The sequence below is a fragment of the Serratia sp. BIGb0234 genome, from assembly GCF_024809915.1.
Taxonomy (GTDB): Bacteria; Pseudomonadota; Gammaproteobacteria; order Enterobacterales; family Enterobacteriaceae; genus Serratia; species Serratia liquefaciens.
Genome location: NZ_JANUEI010000005.1, coordinates 22,767 through 47,143, shown reverse-complemented (window position 1 = coordinate 47,143; position 24,377 = coordinate 22,767). Strand labels below are relative to the sequence as shown.

Annotated in this window: 20 protein-coding genes, 4 tRNA genes and 1 other RNA gene; 21 read left to right on the top strand and 4 right to left on the bottom strand. The window is 52.8% G+C overall.

Going from position 1 to position 24,377, the window contains the following annotated elements:
• Window positions 1-166: 166 nt before the first annotated feature.
• Window positions 167-1,447 carry an acyltransferase gene (locus M2407_RS18270; protein ID WP_259218851.1) on the bottom strand — a complete coding sequence of 427 codons (1,281 nt, stop codon included), beginning with the start codon at window positions 1,445-1,447 and terminating at the stop codon, window positions 167-169.
• 107 nt (window positions 1,448-1,554) lie between these two features.
• Between M2407_RS18270 and surE the strand changes: the two genes are divergently transcribed.
• From surE to rpoS, 4 genes are all read left to right on the top strand, one after another.
• Window positions 1,555-2,316, top strand: coding sequence for a 5'/3'-nucleotidase SurE (surE, locus tag M2407_RS18265; RefSeq protein WP_046374485.1), 762 nt, complete (start codon window positions 1,555-1,557; stop codon window positions 2,314-2,316).
• The gene (locus M2407_RS18260) at window positions 2,310-2,936 is read left to right on the top strand and encodes a protein-L-isoaspartate(D-aspartate) O-methyltransferase (RefSeq protein ID WP_128864986.1); all 627 of its coding nucleotides are present in this window, start codon (window positions 2,310-2,312) and stop codon (window positions 2,934-2,936) included. The genes surE and M2407_RS18260 overlap by 7 nt, the downstream gene beginning before the upstream one ends.
• Before the next feature lie 325 nt (window positions 2,937-3,261).
• The gene (nlpD, locus tag M2407_RS18255; RefSeq protein ID WP_162302863.1) at window positions 3,262-4,254 is read left to right on the top strand and encodes a murein hydrolase activator NlpD; all 993 of its coding nucleotides are present in this window, start codon (window positions 3,262-3,264) and stop codon (window positions 4,252-4,254) included.
• A gap of 54 nt (window positions 4,255-4,308) precedes the next feature.
• Complete coding sequence (gene rpoS / locus M2407_RS18250; protein WP_044554227.1) at window positions 4,309-5,307, top strand: RNA polymerase sigma factor RpoS; 999 nt, start codon at window positions 4,309-4,311, stop codon at window positions 5,305-5,307.
• Window positions 5,308-5,513: 206 nt separating this feature from the next.
• Here the strand turns inward: rpoS and glsA are convergent, their stop codons facing one another.
• Window positions 5,514-6,518 carry a glutaminase A gene (glsA, locus tag M2407_RS18245; RefSeq protein WP_217331545.1) on the bottom strand — a complete coding sequence of 335 codons (1,005 nt, stop codon included), beginning with the start codon at window positions 6,516-6,518 and terminating at the stop codon, window positions 5,514-5,516.
• A 433-nt stretch (window positions 6,519-6,951) separates the two neighbouring features.
• Window positions 6,952-9,507, bottom strand: coding sequence for a DNA mismatch repair protein MutS (gene mutS / locus M2407_RS18240; RefSeq protein ID WP_020825273.1), 2,556 nt, complete (start codon window positions 9,505-9,507; stop codon window positions 6,952-6,954).
• Window positions 9,508-10,287: 780 nt separating this feature from the next.
• Between mutS and M2407_RS18235 the strand changes: the two genes are divergently transcribed.
• The 5 genes from M2407_RS18235 (at window position 10,288) to chbG (ending at window position 15,190) form a co-directional block, all read left to right on the top strand.
• Window positions 10,288-10,605 carry a PTS sugar transporter subunit IIB gene (locus M2407_RS18235; protein WP_020825274.1) on the top strand — a complete coding sequence of 106 codons (318 nt, stop codon included), beginning with the start codon at window positions 10,288-10,290 and terminating at the stop codon, window positions 10,603-10,605.
• A gap of 11 nt (window positions 10,606-10,616) precedes the next feature.
• Window positions 10,617-11,978 (top strand): PTS N,N'-diacetylchitobiose transporter subunit IIC, encoded by a 1,362-nt coding sequence (chbC, locus tag M2407_RS18230; protein WP_020825275.1) that lies wholly within the window; start codon window positions 10,617-10,619, stop codon window positions 11,976-11,978.
• Window positions 11,979-12,026: 48 nt separating this feature from the next.
• Window positions 12,027-13,412, top strand: a complete 1,386-nt coding sequence (locus M2407_RS18225) for a glycoside hydrolase family 1 protein (RefSeq protein WP_142815857.1) — start codon at window positions 12,027-12,029, stop codon at window positions 13,410-13,412.
• Window positions 13,413-13,426: 14 nt separating this feature from the next.
• Window positions 13,427-14,275 carry a transcriptional regulator ChbR gene (gene chbR / locus M2407_RS18220; RefSeq protein WP_046374478.1) on the top strand — a complete coding sequence of 283 codons (849 nt, stop codon included), beginning with the start codon at window positions 13,427-13,429 and terminating at the stop codon, window positions 14,273-14,275.
• A 153-nt stretch (window positions 14,276-14,428) separates the two neighbouring features.
• The gene (chbG, locus tag M2407_RS18215) at window positions 14,429-15,190 is read left to right on the top strand and encodes a chitin disaccharide deacetylase (protein WP_142815856.1); all 762 of its coding nucleotides are present in this window, start codon (window positions 14,429-14,431) and stop codon (window positions 15,188-15,190) included.
• A 28-nt stretch (window positions 15,191-15,218) separates the two neighbouring features.
• Here the strand turns inward: chbG and M2407_RS18210 are convergent, their stop codons facing one another.
• Entirely contained in the window at window positions 15,219-16,613 is a 1,395-nt protein-coding gene (locus M2407_RS18210) for an MFS transporter (RefSeq protein WP_122077292.1), read from the bottom strand.
• A gap of 250 nt (window positions 16,614-16,863) precedes the next feature.
• On the opposite strand from M2407_RS18210, the gene pncC reads away from it, so the two are divergent.
• The 12 genes from pncC (at window position 16,864) to M2407_RS18150 (ending at window position 24,366) form a co-directional block, all read left to right on the top strand.
• Window positions 16,864-17,352, top strand: coding sequence for a nicotinamide-nucleotide amidase (pncC, locus tag M2407_RS18205; RefSeq protein WP_020825280.1), 489 nt, complete (start codon window positions 16,864-16,866; stop codon window positions 17,350-17,352).
• 112 nt (window positions 17,353-17,464) lie between these two features.
• Window positions 17,465-18,526: a recombinase RecA gene (recA, locus tag M2407_RS18200; RefSeq protein WP_020825281.1), complete on the top strand. Its 1,062-nt coding sequence runs from the start codon at window positions 17,465-17,467 to the stop codon at window positions 18,524-18,526.
• 64 nt (window positions 18,527-18,590) lie between these two features.
• The gene (recX, locus tag M2407_RS18195; protein ID WP_020825282.1) at window positions 18,591-19,103 is read left to right on the top strand and encodes a recombination regulator RecX; all 513 of its coding nucleotides are present in this window, start codon (window positions 18,591-18,593) and stop codon (window positions 19,101-19,103) included.
• A gap of 133 nt (window positions 19,104-19,236) precedes the next feature.
• Window positions 19,237-21,864 carry an alanine--tRNA ligase gene (gene alaS, locus M2407_RS18190; protein ID WP_048762540.1) on the top strand — a complete coding sequence of 876 codons (2,628 nt, stop codon included), beginning with the start codon at window positions 19,237-19,239 and terminating at the stop codon, window positions 21,862-21,864.
• Between the two features lie 252 nt (window positions 21,865-22,116).
• Complete coding sequence (gene csrA / locus M2407_RS18185; protein ID WP_004091602.1) at window positions 22,117-22,302, top strand: carbon storage regulator CsrA; 186 nt, start codon at window positions 22,117-22,119, stop codon at window positions 22,300-22,302.
• 310 nt (window positions 22,303-22,612) lie between these two features.
• Window positions 22,613-22,705, top strand: a tRNA-Ser gene (locus M2407_RS18180).
• Window positions 22,706-22,708: 3 nt separating this feature from the next.
• Window positions 22,709-22,785 (top strand) — tRNA-Arg (locus M2407_RS18175).
• A gap of 61 nt (window positions 22,786-22,846) precedes the next feature.
• A tRNA-Arg gene (locus M2407_RS18170) sits at window positions 22,847-22,923 on the top strand.
• Window positions 22,924-22,976: 53 nt separating this feature from the next.
• Window positions 22,977-23,053: transfer RNA gene (locus M2407_RS18165), tRNA-Arg, on the top strand.
• Window positions 23,054-23,082: 29 nt separating this feature from the next.
• Window positions 23,083-23,202, top strand: a non-coding RNA gene (locus M2407_RS18160) — RtT sRNA.
• Between the two features lie 172 nt (window positions 23,203-23,374).
• On the top strand, window positions 23,375-23,941 hold the full coding sequence (gene yqaB / locus M2407_RS18155; protein ID WP_020825284.1) for a fructose-1-phosphate/6-phosphogluconate phosphatase: 567 nt from the start codon (window positions 23,375-23,377) through the stop codon (window positions 23,939-23,941).
• Window positions 23,938-24,366 (top strand): YqaA family protein, encoded by a 429-nt coding sequence (locus M2407_RS18150; RefSeq protein WP_041414225.1) that lies wholly within the window; start codon window positions 23,938-23,940, stop codon window positions 24,364-24,366. The genes yqaB and M2407_RS18150 overlap by 4 nt, the downstream gene beginning before the upstream one ends.
• Window positions 24,367-24,377 lie beyond the last annotated feature (11 nt).

The following is a 24,377-nucleotide window of genomic DNA, read 5'->3' as shown; positions in this document are numbered from 1 at the left end:
TTGACAAAGGGGGATAAAACCGTGGTTTTTCCTCCTTTGTGTTATCAGCCGAAATCAATAAATTGACTTTCCTGATCTATTTTAAAAACCTTTAGCGCCTGCCGCCAAATATTATATGTCTGTCAGCTGTCTCAAACCTGCGTAAGCAGGTTTCTTATCTGAGACTTTAGCGTTGATTGGCAAATTTTTTTTCTTCTTTTAATTTTATTTCCTTCACATTGGCTTGTGATTGATCGGAAAAGCGATTTTTTAACCATTCATAACAGGGCTTCTCAAAGAAGCGATGAGTAAGTTGTGATAGGAGTAACGTCAACGCAACAAAGATCAGCAGTTTTATTACGAATGGTAAATTTAGTGGAGAGAGTGCTGCCCCCATAATCAAAATAATAGGAGTATGTATAAGGTAAACAGAGTAGCTGATATCACCGAGCCAGGCTGGAATTCGGCTGCTGATAACCTGATGAAACCATGAACTCAGAGTCGCCAAACTTAAAATGAGCAATGCGATAAGTGGAATAGGTAAGAAGCTGAATTTTCCAATCGGATTTTTTTGATAAACTAGGTATACAACGGTTGCGAAAAGAATGACGTCAATGCAACCAATGATAGATTTCTGTATGTGGTTAAGTTCTACCTGCCTCATTCCTTGCGCCATTCGACAAACTGCGATCCCCAGCGTGACGCCAGCGATGCATCTAACAAAACCTGAGGTGACGATACCGTACATCATTTCATGAGCGATCATCAATGAACCGAATGATGTATATAAAACGGTGTAACACATTAAAGAAATGAATAGCAGCATATTGGTTTTTACGCGACGGATACACCAGGGAACCAAAAAGACGGAAACCCAAAACTCAACCGAGATTGACCAGCTAGGATCATTCCAATTCCAGTTGTTGACAAAACCCATATTCTGAAGAAGAAAGATATTAGCAATGCCCGAAATAAATGGCTCGTCAAAGGGAAACCCGCGTAGCGTCAGCAGATAAATGATACCAACTATAGCCATAGTGGCAATATGCAGCGGGTACATACGTGCAAAGCGATAAAAGATAAATTTTCTATCACTCATTAAGCCTGATGATATGGCTTGGCTATAAACGTGTGACAATACAAAACCCGAGAGGATAAAAAAGAAATCAACGGAGATATATGCATTTTGGAATGGATAGTTATGCCAGCTATATTGGCTACCAAAAAAATGGCTTAGCGCGACAGTTAACGCAAATACACCACGTAAACCATCTAAGTATTTTAGTCTTATTATTGACATTGGGCAGATAAACCTTGAATTCATTGACCTAAAATTATACTTGAGTGCGACTGTATTGTCAGATTTTCGTAAGGATTGTGTGATGATCTTCAGGTCTTCCCCGTGGAACTGTGGGTAGCATTGGGGGCTTTTCCCATGGTCACTGGACATGGCGGGGGCAGTAAACATAATATCTGCTGATTAAGCGCCTCCTTTTGGGCGGTCATACCGAGTAGTTAAATCCCAGGCTGCGTTGAGCGGTGCCTGGTTGAGAGATAAAAAGAAGACAACCTCTTATGCGGATATTGCTGAGTAATGACGACGGTGTTACCGCCCCAGGCATTCAGGTGCTGGCGGCAGCGCTGCGAGAGTTTGCTGAGGTGCAGGTTGTGGCACCCGATCGTAACCGCAGCGGTTCTTCCAATGCGCTGACGTTGGAATCCCCATTGCGCACCCTGACGATGCCCAATGGGGATATCGCCGTACAGCAAGGAACACCGACCGATTGCGTATATCTGGGAGTGAATGCCCTGATGCAACCTGCGCCGGATATCGTGGTTTCCGGTATCAATGCCGGCCCCAATCTGGGCGATGACGTGATCTACTCCGGCACCGTGGCTGCCGCCATGGAAGGGCGCCATTTGGGCTTGCCTGCGCTGGCCGTGTCGTTGAACGGTCATCAGCATTATGCAACCGCGGCGGCGATCACCTGCCGGGTGCTGCGTGCCCTGTTGCGTGAACCGTTACGCACCGGAAAAATTCTGAATATCAACGTGCCGGACTTACCGTTGGATGAGATAAAAGGCATTCGCGTGACCCGCTGCGGCAGTCGCCATCCGGCCGACAAAGTGTTCTGCCAACAGGATCCTCGTGGGCAAAACCTTTACTGGATTGGGCCTCCGGGTGATAAGTTTGATGTCGGGCCGGACACGGATTTCGCTGCGGTAGAACAGGGTTATGTCGCGATTACACCCTTGCAGGTGGATTTGACCGCTTATGCGGCCCAGGATGTAGTAAAAACGTGGTTAACCAAAGCAGGGGTTGGCGGGGAATGGTGAACAAGCGTATGCAAACATTGCTGACGCAACTGCGTCAACAAGGGATCCAGGACGAACGATTACTGCGGGCCATTGAGGCAGTGCCGCGTGAACGCTTTGTTGATGAAGCGCTTGAGCACAAGGCTTATGAGAATACCGCGCTGCCGATCGGCTCGGGTCAAACGATCTCCCAGCCCTATATGGTGGCACGGATGACCGAACTGCTGAACCTGACGCCCACTTCCCGAGTTCTTGAAATTGGCACGGGTTCCGGCTATCAGACCGCCATCCTGGCGCATCTGGTGCAGCACGTGTGCTCGGTTGAGCGTATCAAGGGATTGCAATGGCAGGCGAAGCGCCGCCTGAAGCAACTCGATCTCCATAATGTTTCTACTCGTCACGGTGACGGTTGGCAGGGGTGGGCTTCGCGGGGGCCGTTCGATGCCATTATTGTCACCGCCGCACCGCCGGAGATCCCCCCGGCGCTGATGGAACAGTTGGACGATGGTGGCATTTTGGTGCTGCCGGTCGGTGAGCAGGCCCAAACCCTCAAACGTATTCAGCGTCAGGGGAACGAATTTGTTATCGATACCGTCGAAGCGGTACGCTTTGTTCCTCTGGTGAAGGGCGAGCTGGCCTAGCGATTGTCTGAATTTTCGGCAGGAAATGAAATCTGTTGCACTTTCATTCACTCCGGTTAAGGTTTTAGCGTTTCAATAAAACTAATTTTCAATACAATTGCCTTTCTGCGCAGTTGTCTTATGGTGCAGCAGCGCTAATGTGGTTAGCATTGGCGCGCTGTTTTGAGGCTCCGGTATGAGGTTTTCTGACGTTCAGAAATCGGCCGCGGGCACCTTTCATTGTAGGAACGTAGAGAATGTTAAAAGCTCAGCTACGATGTAAAGGGTATTTTGGATATATCGCTGATATTGCTGTCATGGGGGAAGCATGAGCACGGGAAGCCCAATGATTACATTACGCCGGGTTGCGGTGTGTACGATGGTAAGTTTGTGGTTGGCGGGTTGTACAAACACTGCGTCGACATCGGCCCCTATCAGTAGCGTGGACGGCGGTGGTGCCGGAGCCGCTGCATCCAGCAATGCTGGGGCGCAGGTGGGCTCTGAGGGGCACATTGTTTACAACCGCAGTTATACTTCGATCCCCAAAGGGAGCTACAGCGGTAATACCTATACGGTTAAGCGCGGAGACACGCTGTTTTACATCGCCTGGATCACCGGAAATGATTACCGTGACCTGGCTCAGCGTAACAATATTCCTGAACCCTACAGCCTGAATGTGGGTCAAAACATTCAGCTTGGTAATGGTTCGGCTAGCGGAAATGGCGGTATGCTGGCGGCGACAGACGCAACCAGCGGCGGCGTACCTAAGCCGCCATCGACCTCCCAGATACAAACTGCAACGGTTGATTCTCAATCAACTAACGCGTATTCTGATAATTCGGGTAAACAGAATGTAGGTAAGATGTTACCTGCAGCAGGCGCAGTGGCGGCAACTACCGCAACAGCCCCTGTTACCGCACCGGTTGTTGCTCCTCCAGTGAGCAGCACCGTCAGCAACAGCGCTCCGGTAAGTACCTGGAGATGGCCGACTGACGGGAAGATTATTGATAACTTTTCCTCATCAGAAGGTGGGAATAAAGGTGTCGATATCGCCGGTTCTCGTGGGCAGCCTATCTTCGCTACCGCCGATGGTCGTGTAGTGTACGCAGGCAACGCTTTACGGGGTTACGGTAATCTAATCATCATCAAACACAATGATGATTACCTGAGCGCCTACGCTCACAACGACACAATGCTGGTCCGGGAACAACAAGAAGTGAAGGCGGGTCAAAAAATAGCCACCATGGGTAGCACCGGAACCAGTTCAGTACGTTTGCATTTTGAAATTCGTTACAAGGGGAAATCCGTAAACCCGCTGCGTTATCTTCCGCAGCGATAGATTGGGCAGAATACGCTGTTATTCTGCTCGCGGTATCACGGGTAGGAGCAGCATATGAGCCAAAATACGCTGAAAGTTAACGAGTTACATGATGATGCGGATTTCGACGAGAACGCAACGGAAGCGGAATCATTCGACGAAAAAGCACTGGTAGAAGAAGAGGCCAGTGAGAATGATCTAGCGGAAGAAGAGTTGTTGTCACAAGGCGTGACCCAACGCGTATTGGATGCGACGCAGCTCTATCTGGGCGAAATCGGTTATTCTCCGCTGCTTACCGCAGAGGAAGAGGTTTATTTTGCGCGGCGTGCACTGCGCGGTGACGTGCCGTCCCGCCGCCGAATGATTGAAAGCAACCTGCGGCTGGTGGTGAAAATCGCCCGCCGCTACAGCAACCGCGGCCTGGCGCTGCTGGATCTGATTGAAGAGGGCAACCTCGGACTGATCCGCGCAGTGGAAAAGTTTGACCCAGAACGCGGTTTCCGTTTCTCGACCTACGCTACCTGGTGGATCCGGCAGACGATTGAACGGGCGATCATGAACCAAACCCGTACCATTCGCTTGCCTATCCACATAGTTAAAGAACTGAATGTCTATTTGCGCACCGCGCGCGAGCTTTCTCACAAACTGGATCATGAACCGAGCGCTGAAGAGATTGCAGAGCAACTCGACAAGCCGGTGGATGACGTCAGCCGCATGCTGCGCCTGAACGAACGTATCACTTCTGTGGATACGCCGTTGGGTGGGGATTCGGAGAAAGCGTTGCTGGACATTCTGGCAGACGAGAAAGACAACGGACCGGAAGACACCACGCAAGACGATGACATGAAACAGAGCATCGTGAAATGGCTGTTCGAACTGAACGCCAAACAGCGTGAGGTGCTGGCGCGTCGCTTTGGCCTGTTGGGCTACGAAGCGGCGACGCTCGAAGATGTGGGCCGCGAAATTGGCCTGACTCGCGAGCGAGTACGTCAGATCCAGGTTGAAGGTTTGCGCCGCCTGCGTGAAATACTGCAGATGCAAGGCCTGAGTATCGAGGCACTGTTCCGCGAGTAACGTCGGCAGTTGAACCGCATCAAAATAAAAACGGTGAGCATAATGCTCGCCGTTTTTTTTCTAACGAATACCCCTGATGCGGATAAAGGCCGTGTTTAGAGAAAACCTTCACCGACTTGGTGGGTGAGGGTCAATGTGAACTTTTTTCTGTCAGCCTATAGAACATTCTTAGAAGTCGCCGATGCGCAGGCACGACGGGAATGAGATCAGTGAGAGTCGTAAAGGTTAGCTTTGGTTGCGTGCGCGACGTAACTGATTGCTTCCTGTGCACGGACACTATTGCCGGCTTTATCCAGGGGGGGTGAGTAGACTGCAATGGCGTATTGGCCTGGGACCACTGCGACCATACCGCCGCCAACACCGCTTTTGGCTGGGACACCCACGTTGTATAGCCATTGGCCTGAGCCGTCATAGAGACCTGCAATCGCCATTTCTGTCAGCACGTTAGGGACGTATTGTTGCTGCAGTAACTGCTTGCCGGTGTAGGGAGATTTCCCTGCGTTAGCCAATACGGCCCCCATCTTGGCCAGTTGCTCAGTGGTGGCACTGACCGAACACTGTTTGGTATAGATATCGAGCGCTTCGTCTGCGTTGCTGTACATGCGGCCATAAGACATCATCAAGCGACTCAGCGCCTGGTTATGCTGGTTAGTCACGGATTCGGAATGATAAACCTCCAGATTAATGCTCAATTTAGCATCGGCGTAGGCGTTCATATTATCGATAATCTGCTGCCAGCGATCGTTGGCATTTTTCGCATTGATAAAGCTGACGGTGCTAATGGCGCCGGCATTAACCAATGGGTTCTGCGGACGCTCTGGACGCAGTTCGATGGCAAGGCCGGAATTAAAGGGTAATCCGGTTGAGTTGGCGCCCAGTTCATTCAGTACTTTGTCTGCGCCATGTTGATTTAATGCGATAGATAAAGAGAATATTTTGGTTAATGATTCCAGTGGAAATGTTTTTTGTGTATCCCCGGCTGTGTAGAGTTTTCCATCTATAGTGGCAATCGCGATAGCGTAATTCTTATCACTGTAAGCCGCCAATGCAGGAATATAATCGGCCACCTTACCACGATTATCATTTTTAAATTTCTGATAAGCCGATTGCACAATGGCAGCATAATCGGGAGAGTCCGCAGCTAAGGCACCGGTGCTTGTCAGGGAAATGAACGGAATGGAAAAAAGTATAGCTAAAAGCTTAGGTTTCATAAAATGACTCCTACAGGATGGATAGGTGTTTGTATTAAATGAAGTTACTGACGTGAGCATTACAATGGGTATTGTGAATGTGAGAATGCTTTATTGATTTAAATACATGCAGCTATAGCGGTACTGTTTTAAAAGGATTTTAATAACAGCGTGGTGGTGCAGAGTACCGTAGGAAAGGTTGTCCTGTCTCCAATGCAGTAGCAGTGGGCGATCCCACATTATCAACTGACTGGATATATTGAGACCTAATTATTCGCTTCGACTTGCATCACGTCCAATTGATTATTTTAATTAATACACATTGGCTAATAGTCATGGCGAATCAAAAACAGGATATGAAACATTGTTACTTTCATTGTGTAACAATAACGATAAACCTTATTAAATAAAAACGGTGAGCGTGATGCTCACCGTTTGCCGTTTATGCGTCGAGTTAGACCATATTCTTCAGGCGGTAAATCCATTCCAGCGCCTGGCGCGGAGACAGTGAATCCGGATCCAGGGCCTCAAGCGCTTCAACCGCCGGAGAGGTTTCCTCGTTCAGCAGCGTCATTTGGGTGGCGTCAACGGTACCGCTGGCGGTGTGGTTGGAGATGGCTTCCAGTTCACGCAATTTCTGGCGCGCGCGTTTGATCACTTCACGTGGCACCCCGGCCAGTGCGGCAACCGCCAGCCCGTAACTTTTGCTGGCGGCACCGTCCTGCACGCTGTGCATAAAGGCGATGGTGTCACCGTGCTCAAGCGCATCCAAATGCACGTTAACCACGCCTTCCATTTTTTCCGGCAGGGTGGTCAGCTCAAAGTAATGGGTGGCGAACAAGGTCATGGCCTTGATGCGGCTGGCCAGATTTTCGGCACAGGCCCAGGCCAGGGATAAACCGTCATAGGTCGAGGTGCCGCGGCCAATCTCGTCCATCAGCACCAGGCTGTGTTCGGTGGCGTTATGCAGGATATTGGCGGTTTCGGTCATCTCAACCATAAAGGTGGAGCGGCCGGAAGCCAGATCGTCCGCTGCACCTACGCGGGTAAATATGCGATCGACCGGGCCAATGACTGCCTTGCTTGCCGGCACGTAGCTGCCGATATGGGCCATCAGTACGATCAGCGCCGTTTGGCGCATATAGGTGCTTTTACCGCCCATATTAGGGCCGGTAATGATCAACATTCTGCGTTGGGGCGACAGTGACAGCGGGTTGGAAATAAAGGGTTCGCTCAACACCTGCTCCACCACCGGGTGGCGACCTTCGGTGATGCGCACGCCAGGCTGCTCGCTCATGGTCGGGCAGGCGTAGTTCAGCGTTTCGGCGCGTTCTGCCAGGTTGGCCAGTACGTCCAGTTCTGCCAATGCCGCCGCGCTTTGTTGCAATTCACCCAGATGCGGCAACAGCAAATCGAACAGTTCTTCGTACAGACCTTTCTCGATGGCCAGCGCTTTCCCTTTAGAGGTCAGCACCTTGTCTTCGTACTCTTTCAGTTCGGGAATGATGTAGCGTTCGGCGTTTTTCAGCGTCTGACGGCGTACGTAATGGATCGGTACCAGGTGGCTTTGCCCGCGACTGACCTGAATGTAATAGCCATGAACACCATTGAAACCGACCTTCAGCGTATCCAGCCCCAGTTTTTCGCGCTCGCGGATCTCGAGACGGTCGAGATAGTCGCTGGCACCATCGGCCAAGGCCCGCCATTCGTCCAGCTCACTGTTGTAGCCGGGGGCGATAACGCCACCGTCGCGAACCAGCACCGGCGGGGCTTCCACCACGGCGCGCTCCAGCAAGTCCTGCAGTTCATCAAACTGACCCACCTGGGACAGCAGGTGCTGCACATGCGGAGTATTTACGCCTTTTAACAGCGCATGGATATCCGGTAACTGCTGGAAGGCATGACGCATGCGTGCCAGATCGCGCGGACGTGCGCTGCGCAACGCCAGACGGGCGAGGATACGTTCCAGATCGCCGACCTGACGCAAAGAAGGTTGCAGTTCAGCATACAGATCCTGCAGTGCACCGATGGCCTGCTGGCGATCATTCAGTACCTTGATGTCACGAGTAGGCATATGCAGCCAGCGCTTAAGCATGCGGCTGCCCATGGCCGTCACGCTGTGATCGAGGATCGCCGCCAGGGTGTTTTCAGTGCCGCCGGACAGGCTCTGGGTCAGCTCGAGGTTACGCCGGGTAGCGGCGTCCATGATGATGCCGTCCTGTTGACGCTCCATGGTGATGCCACGGATATGCGGCAATGAGGTGCGCTGGGTATCTTTTACGTACTGCAGCAGGCAGCCAGCGGCACGCAGTGCCTGATGGGCCTGTTCAACGCCGAAGCCGGTAAGATCGCGAGTGCCGAACTGCAGGTTAAGCTGCTGACGGGCGGTCTCCGGTTCGAATTCCCACAGCGGGCGACGACGCAGACCATGGCGCTGTTCAATCAGCGACATCTGTTCAAAGGTTTCGGGATAAAGCAGTTCGGCGGGGTTGGTGCGTTGCAGCTCGGCCGCCATGGTCTCAATATCTGCTGGTTCGGCAACGCGGAAACGGCCGGAGCTGATATCCAGCGTCGCGTAACCAAAGCCACGTGCGTCTTGCCAGATGGCGGCCAGCAGGTTGTCCTGACGCTCCTGTAGCAAGGCTTCGTCGGTGATGGTGCCAGGCGTGACAATACGCACCACTTTGCGCTCAACCGGACCTTTACTGGTGGCCGGATCGCCGATTTGTTCGCACAGGGCAACGGATTCGCCAAGCTGCACCAGTTTGGCTAAATAGTTTTCCACCGCATGATGGGGAACGCCGGCCATGGGAATAGGCTCCCCTGCTGAGGCACCGCGTTTGGTCAGCGAGATATCCAGCAGTTGGGACGCGCGTTTGGCATCATCATAGAACAGCTCGTAAAAGTCGCCCATGCGGTAGAACAGCAGGATCTCGGGATGCTGAGCCTTGAGGCGCAGGTACTGCTGCATCATCGGCGTGTGTGAATCGAGCTTGTCGGTGCTATTCATAAGATTACTGTTTCCAATCCATTGAATTTGAAATGAGTTTTGACGTTGTTTTTCATCATTAGGTATCACGCCGTGTTACAAAAATCACGCCTGCAGGCGGTCGCAGGGCGAGGTAAAGCCATTGATCAAACCAGTCCCAAACGGAACGGAGGGCGCTGCGGCTACCGACGATGGGGATCAATAAGCTTTTATACCGACGCTATACTAGCCCAGCGGGCAATCCGCTGTCACAGGTAAAAATGGGGAGCTTTACGCAAACTGGGTTTGTAATGAACGAAAGGCGTTACAACCCCTGCTCTGTCTCTAAAAACCAAGCGTATCTGCTCAGAAATCACCCCATTCCCATCCGTTTTTCCTTCGGTCTCGACGCCTTCCCTTGATGACCAGTTCTAATCAAGGGCGAACTATTCTGTGCTCACTTATCCCCCGTTGCACGATCCCGCGAGAAGAATAATCCATAAATACTCTGCATGTTTATAACATATTGTTTATAATTGGTATTTGTTTATTTTCGATGAATTAATTCGGTAATTTAAGGTTGTTTGTGAGCCCGGTCACACTAATTTTTTATGCAAAATGTGAAGAGGGTCAATCGGGAAGGTCAAGGAGAGACGGTTCTTTACGCCGATGGCTTACCGGTCCGCTCCGATGCCTCCGTATACTGTTCGCAACCAGGGCAGAGCAACGGAAATTTTCATAAGGAATGTGCGCGAGGCAATCGCTATTGCATCTGGCAAACAAATGACACGGGGCTTTTTTGATTATCTTGAGGGATTGGGTATGGAAAAGAAAAAAATCTATCTGTTTTGTTCTGCCGGTATGTCGACTTCTCTGCTGGTCTCAAAAATGAAGGCGCAGGCCGAGAAGTACGAAGTGCCAGTGATCATTGCCGCTTATCCCGAAGCGCTGGCAGCGGAAAAGGGCGCAGAGGCAGATTTGATCCTGCTGGGGCCACAGATTGCCTATACGTTAGCCGAAGTACAAAAACAGCTGCCCAATAAGCCCGTCGAAGTGATCGATTCCGCTTTATACGGCAAGCTTGATGGCCTTGGGGTGTTGAAGGCCGCGGTCGCCACCATAAAAAAAGCTAACCAATAAAGGGGTCTGCCGTGAATACGTTAATTGCCTCGTTGGAAAAGGTCATACTGCCCTTTGCCGTGAAAATTGGTAAACAGCCCCATGTTAATGCCATCAAAAACGGGTTCATTCGATTAATGCCGCTGACGTTGACCGGGGCGATGTTCGTTCTGATCAACAACGTATTCCTCAGTTTCGGCGAAGGCTCGTTCTTCTTTTCATTGGGGGTACGGCTGGATGCGTCCACCATTGAAACGCTAAACAGCCTGAAGACCATCGGTGGCAGCGTTTATAACGGCACCCTGGGGATTATGTCCCTGATGACGCCCTTCTTTATCAGCATGGCTTTAGCGGAGGAGCGTAAGGTTGACCCGCTGGCAGCCGCGCTACTGGCGGTTGCCGCCTTTATGACGGTAACGCCGTTCAGCGTCGGTGAGGCTTATGCCGTCGGTGCTAACTGGCTTGGCGGCGCCAACATCATTTCCGGCATGGTGATCGGCCTGGTGGTGGCGGAGATGTTTACCTTTGTGGTGCGCCGCAACTGGGTCATCAGCCTGCCCGACAGCGTACCTTCTTCCGTGTCTCGCTCGTTCTCCGCACTGATCCCCGGATTCCTGATCCTGTCGATCATGGGCGTGATTGCCTATTGCCTGACGCTGTGGGGAACCAACTTCCACCAAATCATCATGGACAGCATCTCGGCTCCGCTGGCGAAAATGGGCAGCGTGGTCGGCTGGGTGTATGTGATGTTCTCCTCGCTGCTGTGGTTCTTCGGGGTGCATGGCTCGATGGCGCTGGCCGCGCTGGACAGCGGCATCATGACGCCATTCGCGTTGGAAAACGTAGAGCTTTACAACAAGTATGGTTCAGTCGAAGCCGCCGTTGCCGCCGGCAAAGAGTTCCATATGTGGGCGAAACCTTTCGTCGACTCTTATATCTATCTGGGCGGGACCGGGTCTACGCTGGGGCTGATTATCGCCATCTTTATCGCCTCGCGCCGTGAAGACTATCGCCAGGTCGCCAAGCTGGCTACCCCGTCGGGCATCTTCCAGATTAACGAACCTATCCTGTTCGGCCTGCCGGTGATCATGAACCCGGTGATGTTTATCCCGTTCATTCTGGTTCAACCGGTATTGACGATCATCACCACGGTGGCCTATTACACCGGAATGATCCCGCCTATCACCAACATTGCGCCCTGGACCATGCCGGTAGGCCTGGGGGCGTTCTTCAACACCAACGGCAGTATCGTCGCCATGTTGCTGAGCTTCTTCAACCTGGGCGTGGCGACCTTGATTTACCTGCCGTTTGTGATGATATCCAACAAGGCGCAGAGCCAGATCGATCAGGCTACCGAAAGCGAAGAAGACATCGCCAAGGCGCTGAAATTCTAACTGTCAGTCTGGGGCAGCCCTTGCTGCCCCGGTTTTAGGGGCGTTTGGATGAAATATCAATTTGCTGACGATTTCTGGTGGGGAAGCGCGACCTCTGCGCCGCAGTCGGAAGGGGCCTCTGCACGGGATGGCAAAAGTCAGAACATCTTCGATTACTGGTATGACATTGCGCCAGAACGCTTTCATCATCAGGTCGGTCCGTCCGAGGCATCCACCTTTTATGACCGTTTCCAGCAAGACATCCTGCTGTTAAAAAAGCTTGGGCATAACACCTTCAGAACCTCTATTTCCTGGTCACGGCTGATCCCGGACGGGGAGGGCGAGGTGAATCCGAAAGCCGTCGCTTTCTATAACGCGCTTATCGATGGCCTGCTGGCTGAGGGCATTACGCCATTTATCAACCTTTACCATTTCGACATGCCGATGTGCATGCAGCGAAAAGGCGGCTGGGAAAGCCGGGCGGTGGTGGAAGCCTATGCCCGCTATGCCAAAACCTGTTTCAGCCTGTTCGGCGATCGGGTCACTCATTGGTTTACTTTTAACGAGCCGATTGTGCCGGTCGAAGCGGGCTATCTGAACGACCTGCATTATCCTTGCGTGGTTGATTTTAAAAGGGCAGTCGCGGTGGCTTATCACAGCGTGCTGGCCCATGCCAAAGCGGTGAAGGAGTTCAGGGCGTTGGGCCACCAAGGCGCGATAGGCATTATTTTGAACCTGAGCCCGACCTATCCGCGTTCGAACAGCCAGGAAGATGGCGTGGCCGCCCATCATGCGGATCTGTTGCTGAACAAAAGCTTCCTTGATCCTGTGACCAAAGGGCGTTATCCGCAAGATTTGGTTGATTTACTGCGCGCCAATGATTTGTTGCCACAAACGGCACCGGAGGACGCACAGCTGATTGCCGACGGCGTGGTGGATATTCTGGGCGTCAATTACTATCAACCGCGCAGGGTTAAAGCGAAAGAAGGCTACCGGGCCGACGCACCCGTGACGATGCCGGAAGATCTGTTCAGCTATTACGACATGCCTGGCCGCAAGATCAATCCGCATCGGGGCTGGGAAATCTATGAAAAAGGGCTGTATGACATCCTGATGGATCTGAAGGAAAACTACGGCAACATTCCCTGCTATATTTCAGAAAACGGCATGGGCGTAGAGGGTGAAGAGGCCTTTATCGGCCCTAGTGGACGGGTGGAGGATGATTATCGAATCGACTTTATCCGCGATCATCTGAAATGGCTGCATCAGGCGCTGTCGGAGGGTTCCAACTGCAAAGGCTATCATTTGTGGACCTTTATCGACTGCTGGTCCTGGCTTAATGCCTACAAGAATCGCTACGGGTTAGTTCGGCTGGAGCGGGAGAGCCAACAGCGCACGTTGAAGAAGAGTGGCTATTGGTTTGCCGAGACGGCCCGGCAGAACGGCTTTGATTAACGGGAGCGCATGCGATGTCTGAGAACCTGGTTTCGCTGAATGCGAACGACGTTAAGCTGATTCGGGAGCAGGATTTCTTTAACTGCAAAGATTTCCATTTGTTCATTTATAACAAGGTGGAAAGCGCCACTGGGCTGCATCAGCATGACTACTATGAGTTCACCATCGTCCTGAGCGGCAAATGTTATCAGGAGATCAACGGCAAGCGCGTGCTGCTGGAACGGGGCGATTTTGTTTTCATCCCCATTGGTTCGCGCCATCAGAGCTTTTATGAGTTCGGCGCCGCGAAAATCTTCAACGTGGCGGTTGGCAAGGTGTTCTTCGAAGAGAACTATTTGCAGCAGTTGCCACGCTGTTTTGTCGCCTCCCAGGCCTATAGCCTGAAGAATGAATTCCTGGCTTATATCGAGTCGGTGGTGGGTTCCCCCCAGTTTCGCGAGGATGATTTTGCCGAATTCCTGGAAACGCTGACCTTTTATATCATCAGCCGCATTCGTCACTATAAGGAAGAGAGCGGCGAGGGGGACGATATCCCGCAGTGGCTGAAAAACACCCTGGCCGGCATGCATGATAAAGCCATGTTTGGTGAAAAGGCGCTGCTCAATATGGTGGAGTTGTCGGGAAAAACGCAGGAGTACCTGACCCGGGCGATGCGACGCTATTACCATAAAACGCCAATGCAGGTGATCAATGAAATCCGCATCAACTTTGCCAAAACGCAGCTTGAAGTCACCAACTATTCGGTTTCGGATATTGCCTTCGACTCTGGCTATGGCGACGTGAGCCTGTTTATTAAAAACTTTAAGAGACTCACCGAAGTGACGCCGGGTAATTACCGAAAAAAGTTCTACGGCCCTGTTTAGGGCCGCTCCCGATAAGCATTAACGCCGATATTCCGAATGCCTTTCAGGCCGCCAATAGCCTGATGAAATAAATTTCTTTGCGTAAGCGAAGGGGAATTGCCGTACCTGACGGACGGTATTCCCTTGCCAAAAATTTGTTAAATGGATGCCAAAATGGAAAAGTTACTGATAGTGAATGCCGACGATTTTGGTCTGAGCAAGGGACAGAACTATGGGGTGATTGAGGCGTTTCACTATGGGGTGGTCACTTCAACCACGGCAATGGTGAATAGCCCGGACGTACAGCATGCCGCCAGCCTCAGCCAGCTTTATCCTGGGCTGAAGATCGGCCTGCATTTTGTGCTGACTCACGGGCATCCATTGACGGCCATGCCTTCGCTGGTTAACGAACGCGGAGAGCTGGGCAAGTGGTTATGGGAAAGGGCAGAGTCTGGGCTGCTGAGCATGGACGAAATCCACGATGAGTTGGTGAGCCAATACGACAGGTTCATGGCGGTGTTTGGCAAAGCGCCGACGCATATCGACAGCCATCATCACGTGCATATGCTGCCGCAGATTTACCCGCTGGTCGAGGCGTTCGCTCAGTCCCGTGCCATCCCGCTGCGTATTGGGCGTCAGGAGGTTGAACGGCAAGATATCCCATTGCGTTATGACCGCAGTACCGAGTGGTTTGATGCGGGTTTCTATGGCGAATCGATATCCGAAGCGCTGTTTTTACAGGTGCTCGATCGTGCCGATCAACGTGGTGCCAAGTCGGTGGAGATGATGTGCCACCCGGCGTTCCTGGATAACACTATTTTGGCGAGTAAATATTGCTACCCGCGGCTTGCCGAAGTGGACGTTCTGACTTCGCCAGGCATGAAAAACGCCATCGCGGAACGCGGTTACCGTCTGGGATCTTTCCTCGATCTGTGACCAGCCCATCGTATACAGCGATGGCCGCTTAAAGCATTGAATGGGCCTTTTTCAATCCGGTATCTTCATCAGGATCGGCTCCCTGCGGAACAGGGGGCTCCGCTTCTTCCTCGTCCGACGCATCGCTGGCCTGCGGCTCTATCGGATCGGGAGCCGCCTCCGGTGGCGGCATGGTGTCGTGGATAATCTGTTCATCAAAGGTTGGGTTCAGCGCCGGAGAGAGCGGCGAACTGGTCAGGCTGTCCGGCAGGGGAATGTGCGGTAATGGCGCATCTTGAACAAACTGCGATTCGTCTTGTTTTACCGTCCGGCTGAAGGCCACCAGCAGCACACCACACAGTGCAAAGAAGGCATACAGCGTATTCCCACCCAGCGGCTCTATCAGCGCGCCGACCGCCAGGGGGCCGACACTGGCGCCCACGCCGAAGGCCATCAGCAAACAGGCGGCTAACGAGACGCGCCGCTCCGGCTCTATCAAATCGTTTGCCAGGGCAACCACCAAGGGATAGAGCGTGAACTGCAGCATGCTGACGATAAAGCCCACCACCAATAGCACTGGGAAATCAATGTGCGGCACCAATGCCAACGGCAGCGCGGCTACGATCAATAAAATGGCGTTGATGCGCATCAACAGCGTACGGTTATAGCGATCCGACAGCCAGCTAAGCGGGAATTGCGCCACCAGCCCGGCGAAGATCGATATCGCCATAAACAAGCCGGTCTGCTGGGTGGTTAGCGCCTGCATGCTGGCATAGACCGGGGCCAGCCCGTAGAAAGATCCCACTACCATGCCGATGACCAGCGTGGTCGCCAGCACCTTGGGGATGGCGCCGATAAAATAGCGTAGCTCCATCGGTGCCGGTGACATATGGCGTGCATTAGTGCGGGTAGTCAGGGCGATAGGCACCAGACAGAGCGCAAAGCACAGGGCGATCACCAGCAAAGTGGTAATACCGAGGTTGGCCTGCAGCATCAGCACCACCTGGCCTAACGACATGCCTAAATAGGTAGCTGCCATATAGAAGCCGAACACCATCCCGCGCTGATTGGATTCCGACTGATCGTTAAGCCAGCTTTCCAGCACCATGAACTGACACATCATGCACAGGCCGATAATCAGCCGCAGCACCACCCACACGGGGATGTATTCCGTCAGGCCATGTCCCAGCACCGCCGCGGTAATAATGCCGGCGCAGGAAACGTAAGCGCGGATATGGCCGACACGAGCAATCAGAAAATGGCCGACCTTGCCACCGATCACCAAACCGATGTAGTTGGCGGCAATAATCGCGCCGATCAACGCGCCGGTCACGTGAATAGACGTTAAACGCAGGGAGATGTAGGTGGTGAGTAACCCTGAACCCAGCAGCATCAGCAGGGTGGTGGTATACAACGGAAAGAAGACGCCTAACGTTTTTTTCACTCTATCATCCTAATCTTTTATCCTGGTTTGCCATGGGCTGGCCATGCCGGCGGCAAAAACAACCCTGTGAGATCCCTCGTGAGAAAACGCCGCTCATTAACCCGAACGTTACATTCGATACTAGCAGTTTGGGTTAAGGCTTAACACCGCATCGCCTGCGAAGCGTCGCGCATTTCTGTCATCGCCGCGTCAGATAAGCTTGATAAATGCTACTATCGGGCGCATATACCTGATTCGCTAAGGAGAGGTTATGAGTGAACAGCAACTGCGTAAACTCAGCGTTGCAGTAGGGGAAAAACTGAAGGCTAATGGCCAGTGGATCACCTGTGCAGAATCTTGCACCGGGGGGGCTATCGCCAAGGCCATCACCGATATTGCCGGCAGTTCCGCTTATTTCGATCGTGGTTTTGTCACCTACAGCAATACGGCGAAGCATGAGCTTCTAGGCGTGGCGGAAGCGACCCTGAATGCCCATGGCGCCGTAAGCGAAGAGGTGGTGCGCGAGATGGCTCAGGGGGCTCTGCACGCGGCTCGGGCCAACCTGGCGCTGTCGGTTAGCGGCATTGCCGGACCGGACGGTGGCAGCGTGGAAAAACCGGTGGGTACGGTCTGGTTTGGTTTTGCCGAATCCTCAGGACGCGTGCTGGCGCAAAAGATGCAATTTTCCGGCGATCGTGATGCAGTGCGGCTTCAGGCGACAATTTTCGCGCTGCAAACCGCCCTTGACGAATTTTTGTGAAATTAGGCTTGATACTGTATGACCATACAGTATAATTAGTGACATTTCCTGCACAACATACATTCAGTGGCAGTGTGGGGTAACACCGACATTGCGTAACGAAGGAGCAACAATGGCTATTGATGAGAACAAGCAAAAGGCGCTAGCTGCGGCACTGGGCCAGATTGAGAAACAGTTCGGCAAAGGCTCCATCATGCGTCTGGGTGAAGACCGTTCTATGGACGTAGAAACGATCTCTACCGGCTCGCTGTCACTTGATATCGCACTGGGTGCAGGCGGCCTGCCAATGGGCCGTATCGTTGAAATTTATGGTCCGGAATCTTCCGGTAAAACCACCCTGACGCTGCAGGTTATCGCTGCGGCGCAGCGCGAAGGTAAAACCTGTGCCTTTATCGATGCAGAGCACGCGCTGGATCCGATTTATGCGAAGAAGCTGGGTGTTGATATCGACAACCTGCTGTGTTCTCAGCCGGACACCGGTGAGCAGGCGTTGGAAATCTGTGATGCCTTAACCCGTTCCGGCGCGGTTGACGTGATTATCGTTGACTCCGTGGCGGCCTTGACGCCGAAAGCGGAAATCGAAGGTGAAATCGGTGACTCACACATGGGTCTGGCGGCACGTATGATGAGCCAGGCGATGCGTAAGCTGGCCGGTAACCTGAAAAACGCCAACACCCTGCTGATCTTCATCAACCAGATCCGTATGAAAATCGGTGTGATGTTCGGTAACCCTGAAACCACCACTGGCGGTAACGCACTGAAGTTCTACGCATCAGTCCGTCTGGATATCCGCCGTATCGGCGCGGTGAAAGAAGGCGATGAAGTCGTCGGCAGTGAAACCCGCGTGAAAGTCGTCAAAAACAAAATTGCTGCGCCGTTCAAACAGGCCGAATTCCAAATCCTGTACGGCGAAGGTATCAACAGCCGCGGCGAACTGGTCGATCTGGGCGTGAAGCACAAGATGATCGAGAAAGCCGGTGCCTGGTACAGCTACAACGGCGATAAAATCGGTCAGGGTAAGGCAAATGCCTGTAACTTCCTGAAAGAAAACCCGGCGGTTGCCGCTGAGTTGGACAAGAAACTGCGTGACCTGCTGCTGCACAGCAACGGTGAACTGGTTGCGGCAACTGACGAAGGCTTCGATGACGAAGCTGAAACCAGCGAAGAGTTTTAATCGCTGCTGACGCCTGTGCATGCCGTTATGGGTTTACGGGCGTCGACTACATCAGGCTTGAATAATGAATGACTTGCTAAGCCGCGCCATGCGCCTGCTGTCGCAACGCGATCATAGTGAAGCTGAACTGCGCCGCAAGCTTGCGGCGCAGCCATTTATGGCGAAAGCCAGATTTGGCACCAAAACGCCTACCTCCTCCACACCTGCTCCGTCTTCCGAAGAACCGATTGATCCTGCCGTTATCGAACAGGTGATTGCCTATTGCTATCAGCATAATTGGTTGGACGATCAACGCTTTGCCCGCAGCTATATCGGTAGCCGCAGCCGTAAAGGTTACGGTGCGCAGCGTATCCGCTCGGAACTGATGCAAAAGGGCGTAGACAAAGAGCTGACGCAAACTGCCCTGGCAGACTGTGATATCGACTGGTGTGAGCAGGCTAAACAGGTTGCGCAGCGTAAATTTGGCGACAAACTGCCAACTGACTGGAAAGAGAAAGCCAAAGTTCAGCGTTATCTGCTCTATCGTGGCTTCTTCCAGGAAGAAATTCAGTCAATTTACCGTGATTTTGCGCAATGAACGCACACGGGGTTTTACTTCCCCTTGAAGAAAATTTATCTTATCCCCACTTTTTGTTCGTGAGTTAGATGCCATCGTCAGGATGTCGCGTATCTTGCTCACGTGTCGTTATTCTAGCCTTTCCGGGAAAATTATGAGCAAGAGCACCGCTGAGATCCGTCAAGCGTTTCTCGATTTCTTTCATAGTAAGGGCCACCAGGTTGTAGCAAGCAGCTCCCTGGTGCCTAACAATGATCCGACATTGCTGTTTACCAATGCCGGCATGAACCAATTTAAAGATGTTTTCCTGGGGCTGGACAAGCGCGCCTATTCCCGAGCCACCACCTCACAACGTTGCGTACGTGCAGGCGGTAAGCATAACGATCTGGAGAACGTCGGTTATACCGCACGTCACCATACCTTCTTCGAAATGCTGGGCAACTTCAGTTTCGGCGACTATTTCAAACATGACGCTATCAGCTTCGCCTGGGAACTGTTGACCGGTGAAAACTGGTTTAACCTGCCTAAAGAAAGGCTGTGGGTGACCGTCTATGAAACCGATGACGAAGCTTTCGACATCTGGCAGAAGCAGATTGGTGTGCCGGCAGAGCGCATTATCCGTATTGGCGACAATAAAGGCGCGGCTTTTGCCTCTGACAACTTCTGGCAGATGGGCGATACCGGTCCGTGCGGTCCGTGCACCGAGATTTTCTACGATCATGGCGATCATATCTGGGGTGGCCCTCCGGGCAGTCCGGAAGAAGACGGCGATCGTTACATTGAGATCTGGAACATCGTTTTCATGCAGTTCAACCGTCAATCCGACGGCACCATGCTGCCGCTGCCAAAACCTTCGGTAGATACCGGTATGGGTCTGGAGCGTATTGCGGCAGTCCTGCAACACGTGAACTCCAACTATGAAATCGACTTGTTCAGCACGCTGATCGCTGCAGTGGCCAAAGTGACAGGCGCGGTAGATTTGAATAACAAATCTTTGCGCGTTATCGCTGACCACATCCGCTCCTGTGCTTTCCTGGTGTCCGATGGCGTGACGCCGTCAAACGAAGGCCGTGGTTACGTGCTGCGCCGCATCATTCGCCGCGCTGTTCGCCACGGCAATATGCTGGGCGCGAAAGACAGCTTCTTCTACAAGCTGGTTGCTCCGTTGATCGAAGTGATGGGGCCGGCCGCTGACGAACTGAAGCGTCAACAGTCTTTGGTTGAACAGGTACTGAAAACTGAAGAAGATCAGTTTGCTCGCACCCTGGAGCGTGGTTTGACGCTGCTGGACGAAGAACTGGCTAACCTGCAGGGCGATACCCTGGATGGCGAAACAGCCTTCCGTCTTTACGACACCTACGGTTTCCCGGTCGATCTGACGGCGGACGTGTGCCGTGAACGTGGCCTGAAAGTGGATGAAGCCGGTTTTGAACTGGCGATGGAAGCGCAGCGTCGTCGTGCACGTGAGTCCAGTGGTTTCGGCGCAGACTACAACAGCATGATCCGCGTTGATGGCGCCAGCCAGTTCTGCGGCTATGACCACGAGCAGCAGCAATCAACCGTGATCGCGCTGTTCCGCGACGGTCAGTCGGTCAATGAGATCCACGCCGGTGAAGAAGCCGTAGTGGTACTGGATGAAACTCCGTTCTACGGTGAATCCGGTGGTCAGGTTGGCGATAAAGGCGTGCTGAAAGCCGCTGGCGCCGATTTTGAAGTGAGCGATACCCAGAAATACGGCCAGGCCATCGGTCATCAGGGCAAGCTGTCTCAAGGTTCCTTGAAAGTGAACGATCGCGTTGATGCGCAGATCGATACCGTTCGCCGCAATCGCATCCGTCTGAATCACTCCGCTACCCACCTGCTGCACGCTGCACTGCGTCAGACGCTGGGTGAGCATGTGGCGCAGAAGGGATCGTTGGTTAACGATAAATACCTGCGTTTCGATTTCTCGCATTTCGAAGCGATGAAGCCGGAGCAGATCCGCATTGTAGAAGACTTGGTGAACCAGCAGATACGTCGCAACCTGCCGGTCCAAACCGAAGTCATGGCGCTGGATGATGCCAAAGAGAAGGGCGCTATGGCGCTGTTCGGTGAGAAGTACGACGATAACGTGCGCGTACTGACCATGGGCGACTTCTCGACCGAACTGTGCGGCGGCACCCATGCCAGCCGTACCGGTGACATCGGTCTGTTCCGCATTCTGAGCGAGTCAGGTACCGCTGCGGGTATTCGTCGTATTGAAGCCGTCACCGGCGAAGGTGCGATTGCTACCCTGCATCAGCAAAATGATTTGTTGCAGGACGTTGCGCACCTGGTGAAAGGGGATAGCAACAACCTGACGGACAAAGTGCGTGCGGTACTCGATCGCACTCGCGCGTTGGAAAAAGAACTGCAGCAGTTGAAGGATCAGCAGGCGGCGCAGGAGAGCGCTTCATTGTCCAGCAAGGCCAAAATGGTTAACGGCGTCCCGCTGTTGGTCAGCAAGCTTGATAACGTCGAGCCAAAAATGTTGCGTACCATGGTTGATGATCTGAAAAATCAACTGGGTTCCGCAATTATCGTGCTGGCTACCACGGCCGATGATAAGGTGAGCCTGATTGCCGGCGTGACCAAAGATCTGACCGACCGGGTTAAAGCCGGCGAGTTGATCGGCAACGTGGCGCAGCAGGTTGGCGGCAAAGGGGGCGGACGCCCTGATATGGCGCAGGCAGGCGGGACAGACGTCAGTGCCCTGCCGGCGGCACTAGACAGCGTAGAAGCCTGGGTGGCCTCGAAACTGTGAATATAAATAAATAGCACTTACAAACGCCATAACTCATTGTTGATTATGGCGTTTTTAAACTGTGCTAACACAATTTGGTTACAATTACGGGAACAAAGTTTTTCAGGTCGGCTAAACTTATCATTATCTGAGGTGAGACCAAGTCTGCTTACACTTATTGTGGGTTACATGACTTACGTTTTCACAGCATATGATGGATAATGACGGGGAAACTGAGAGACCCGACTCTTTTAATCTTTCAAGGAGCAAAGAATGTTAATTCTGACTCGTCGAGTTGGTGAAACCCTCATGATTGGCGATGAGGTCACGGTCACAGTGCTAGGGGTCAAGGGCAACCAGGTTCGTATTGGTGTGAATGCCCCCAAAGAGGTGTCAGTTCACCGCGAAGAAATCTATCAGCGCATTCAGGCAGAGAAGTCTCAACAGACGACTTACTGATTTCGAAGCAGCGTCTCGTTGCTCAGCGAGACGCTACTGCGCTTTTTTGTGCCTATCACCGTTTCTTTCCTGACTTCTCCGATTAAATCTTTTTGCTGCCTCCCTGACTTTGTTTGCTATTTCGCTATGGTTGCCTGTTGATAAAACACTCTTTTTGCCGTGAAATCGCCCATGTTGAGTGTGAATTGTGCAAACGCGCATGAGTTGGGAAAAATTGTTTGACTTAAAAGTCGGAGAAAGTAATATGTGCGCCACGCAGTGCCGATGAGCTTCTCCAAAGCAAGTTAGGCACAATTCGAAAGAAGCGTATGGTGAGGTGGCCGAGAGGCTGAAGGCGCTCCCCTGCTAAGGGAGTATGCGGTCAAAAGCTGCATCCGGGGTTCGAATCCCCGCCTCACCGCCATTTGCATCCATAGCTCAGCTGGATAGAGTACTCGGCTACGAACCGAGCGGTCGGAGGTTCGAATCCTCCTGGATGCACCATATTTTGCAGTATGGTGGGGTAGTAACAACGTACCATACGGTATCAAAAAAGAATTCCTGTGCATCCATAGCTCAGCTGGATAGAGTACTCGGCTACGAACCGAGCGGTCGGAGGTTCGAATCCTCCTGGATGCACCATTCTTTCTGTCGAACTTGTTTCTTCAAGCAGACAAACCAAAAAAATTAGTAATGCATCCATAGCTCAGCTGGATAGAGTACTCGGCTACGAACCGAGCGGTCGGAGGTTCGAATCCTCCTGGATGCACCATCTAAAGAAAAACCCGCTTCGGCGGGTTTTTCGCTTTTCCGACCGCGAGGAGAGCGGTTGGAGGTTCGAGCCGAGCGTAGCGAGACAACGTTGCTTCAGCAACGGCCCGCAGGGAGAGGCGCAGCCGAATCATCCTCCTGGATGCACCATCTAAGAAAAACCCGCTTCGGCGGGTTTTTCGCTTTCTGGCCCCGAACATAGATTATTGAACCCCCGGTCCTTCACTCTCACGCACAGCACATTCCGCTATTACGCGATCAGCGACAACCTTCCGGCTTTACGCTAAAGTAGTTTTCTTTCCTCAACGATCATGGAGTAACGATGTACGACCGCTATCAGGGTCTTATTTTCGACATGGACGGCACCATTCTCGATACCGAGCCGACGCATCGCAAGGCGTGGCACGAGGTGCTGTCCCGTTACGGTATGACGTTTGATGAGGCGGCGATGGTGGCATTGAGCGGTTCTCCGACCTGGCGCATTGCCCAGGCGATCCTTGCCAGTCATCAAGCCGATCTCGATCCCCATCAGTTGGCTGCAGAGAAAACCCGCGCGGTAGAAGCGATGCTGTTGGACAGCGTGCGCCCATTGCCGTTAATCGAGGTGGTCAAAGCTTATCATGGTCGCCGTCCAATGGCGGTGGGCACCGGCAGTGAGCATCGCATGGCAGAAACCCTGCTGCGCCATCTGGGCCTGTTCCACTGCTTCGATGCGATTGTGGGTGCCGATGACGTGCAACGCCACAAGCCGGAACCGGATACCTTCCTGCGCTGCGCCGAACTGATAGGTGTGCCGCCGGAGAAATGCGTGGTGTTTGAAGACGCAGACTTCGGTATTCAGGCAGCGAAAAGCGCCAATATGGCCGTGGTAGACGTCCGTACGCTGTGAGTAGTACGCTGGCCGTCATGTCGTTATTCGGTAGCAGCTTTCTCAGTGCGACGTTGCTGCCGGGAAATTCAGAAATTGTTTTGGTTGCCTTGCTGACCAACAGCCGTGTCTCACCAGAGTTGCTGGTGTTGGCCGCGACGTTGGGTAATACCCTTGGCGGGCTGACCAATGTCATTATCGGGCGTCTGTTACCGGCGTTGAAACCGCAGCGAGGGCTGGATACAGCGCTCGGGTGGATGCAACGCTTTGGCCCGGCTGCGCTGTTGCTCAGTTGGGTACCGGTAGTGGGCGATTTGTTGTGCGTGTTGGCAGGCTGGCTGCGCATGCCCTGGGGCCCTGTCGCGCTGTTTCTGTGTATCGGAAAGGCGCTGCGTTACATCATTTTGACTATGATAACGTTACAGGGAATGGCCTGGTGGCATTAACGACGTGAATA

What these genes read in the sequence shown, in the direction of transcription:
- M2407_RS18270 (WP_259218851.1), bottom strand. Translation starts at nt 1,447, where the DNA reads ATGTTTACTGCCCCCGCCATGTCCAGTGACCATGGGAAAAGCCCCCAA.
- surE (WP_046374485.1), top strand. Translation starts at nt 1,555, where the DNA reads ATGCGGATATTGCTGAGTAATGACGACGGTGTTACCGCCCCAGGCATT.
- M2407_RS18260 (WP_128864986.1), top strand. Translation starts at nt 2,310, where the DNA reads ATGGTGAACAAGCGTATGCAAACATTGCTGACGCAACTGCGTCAACAA.
- nlpD (WP_162302863.1), top strand. Translation starts at nt 3,262, where the DNA reads ATGATTACATTACGCCGGGTTGCGGTGTGTACGATGGTAAGTTTGTGG.
- rpoS (WP_044554227.1), top strand. Translation starts at nt 4,309, where the DNA reads ATGAGCCAAAATACGCTGAAAGTTAACGAGTTACATGATGATGCGGAT.
- glsA (WP_217331545.1), bottom strand. Translation starts at nt 6,518, where the DNA reads ATGAAACCTAAGCTTTTAGCTATACTTTTTTCCATTCCGTTCATTTCC.
- mutS (WP_020825273.1), bottom strand. Translation starts at nt 9,507, where the DNA reads ATGAATAGCACCGACAAGCTCGATTCACACACGCCGATGATGCAGCAG.
- M2407_RS18235 (WP_020825274.1), top strand. Translation starts at nt 10,288, where the DNA reads ATGGAAAAGAAAAAAATCTATCTGTTTTGTTCTGCCGGTATGTCGACT.
- M2407_RS18225 (WP_142815857.1), top strand. Translation starts at nt 12,027, where the DNA reads ATGAAATATCAATTTGCTGACGATTTCTGGTGGGGAAGCGCGACCTCT.
- chbR (WP_046374478.1), top strand. Translation starts at nt 13,427, where the DNA reads ATGTCTGAGAACCTGGTTTCGCTGAATGCGAACGACGTTAAGCTGATT.
- chbG (WP_142815856.1), top strand. Translation starts at nt 14,429, where the DNA reads ATGGAAAAGTTACTGATAGTGAATGCCGACGATTTTGGTCTGAGCAAG.
- pncC (WP_020825280.1), top strand. Translation starts at nt 16,864, where the DNA reads ATGAGTGAACAGCAACTGCGTAAACTCAGCGTTGCAGTAGGGGAAAAA.
- recA (WP_020825281.1), top strand. Translation starts at nt 17,465, where the DNA reads ATGGCTATTGATGAGAACAAGCAAAAGGCGCTAGCTGCGGCACTGGGC.
- recX (WP_020825282.1), top strand. Translation starts at nt 18,591, where the DNA reads ATGAATGACTTGCTAAGCCGCGCCATGCGCCTGCTGTCGCAACGCGAT.
- alaS (WP_048762540.1), top strand. Translation starts at nt 19,237, where the DNA reads ATGAGCAAGAGCACCGCTGAGATCCGTCAAGCGTTTCTCGATTTCTTT.
- csrA (WP_004091602.1), top strand. Translation starts at nt 22,117, where the DNA reads ATGTTAATTCTGACTCGTCGAGTTGGTGAAACCCTCATGATTGGCGAT.
- yqaB (WP_020825284.1), top strand. Translation starts at nt 23,375, where the DNA reads ATGTACGACCGCTATCAGGGTCTTATTTTCGACATGGACGGCACCATT.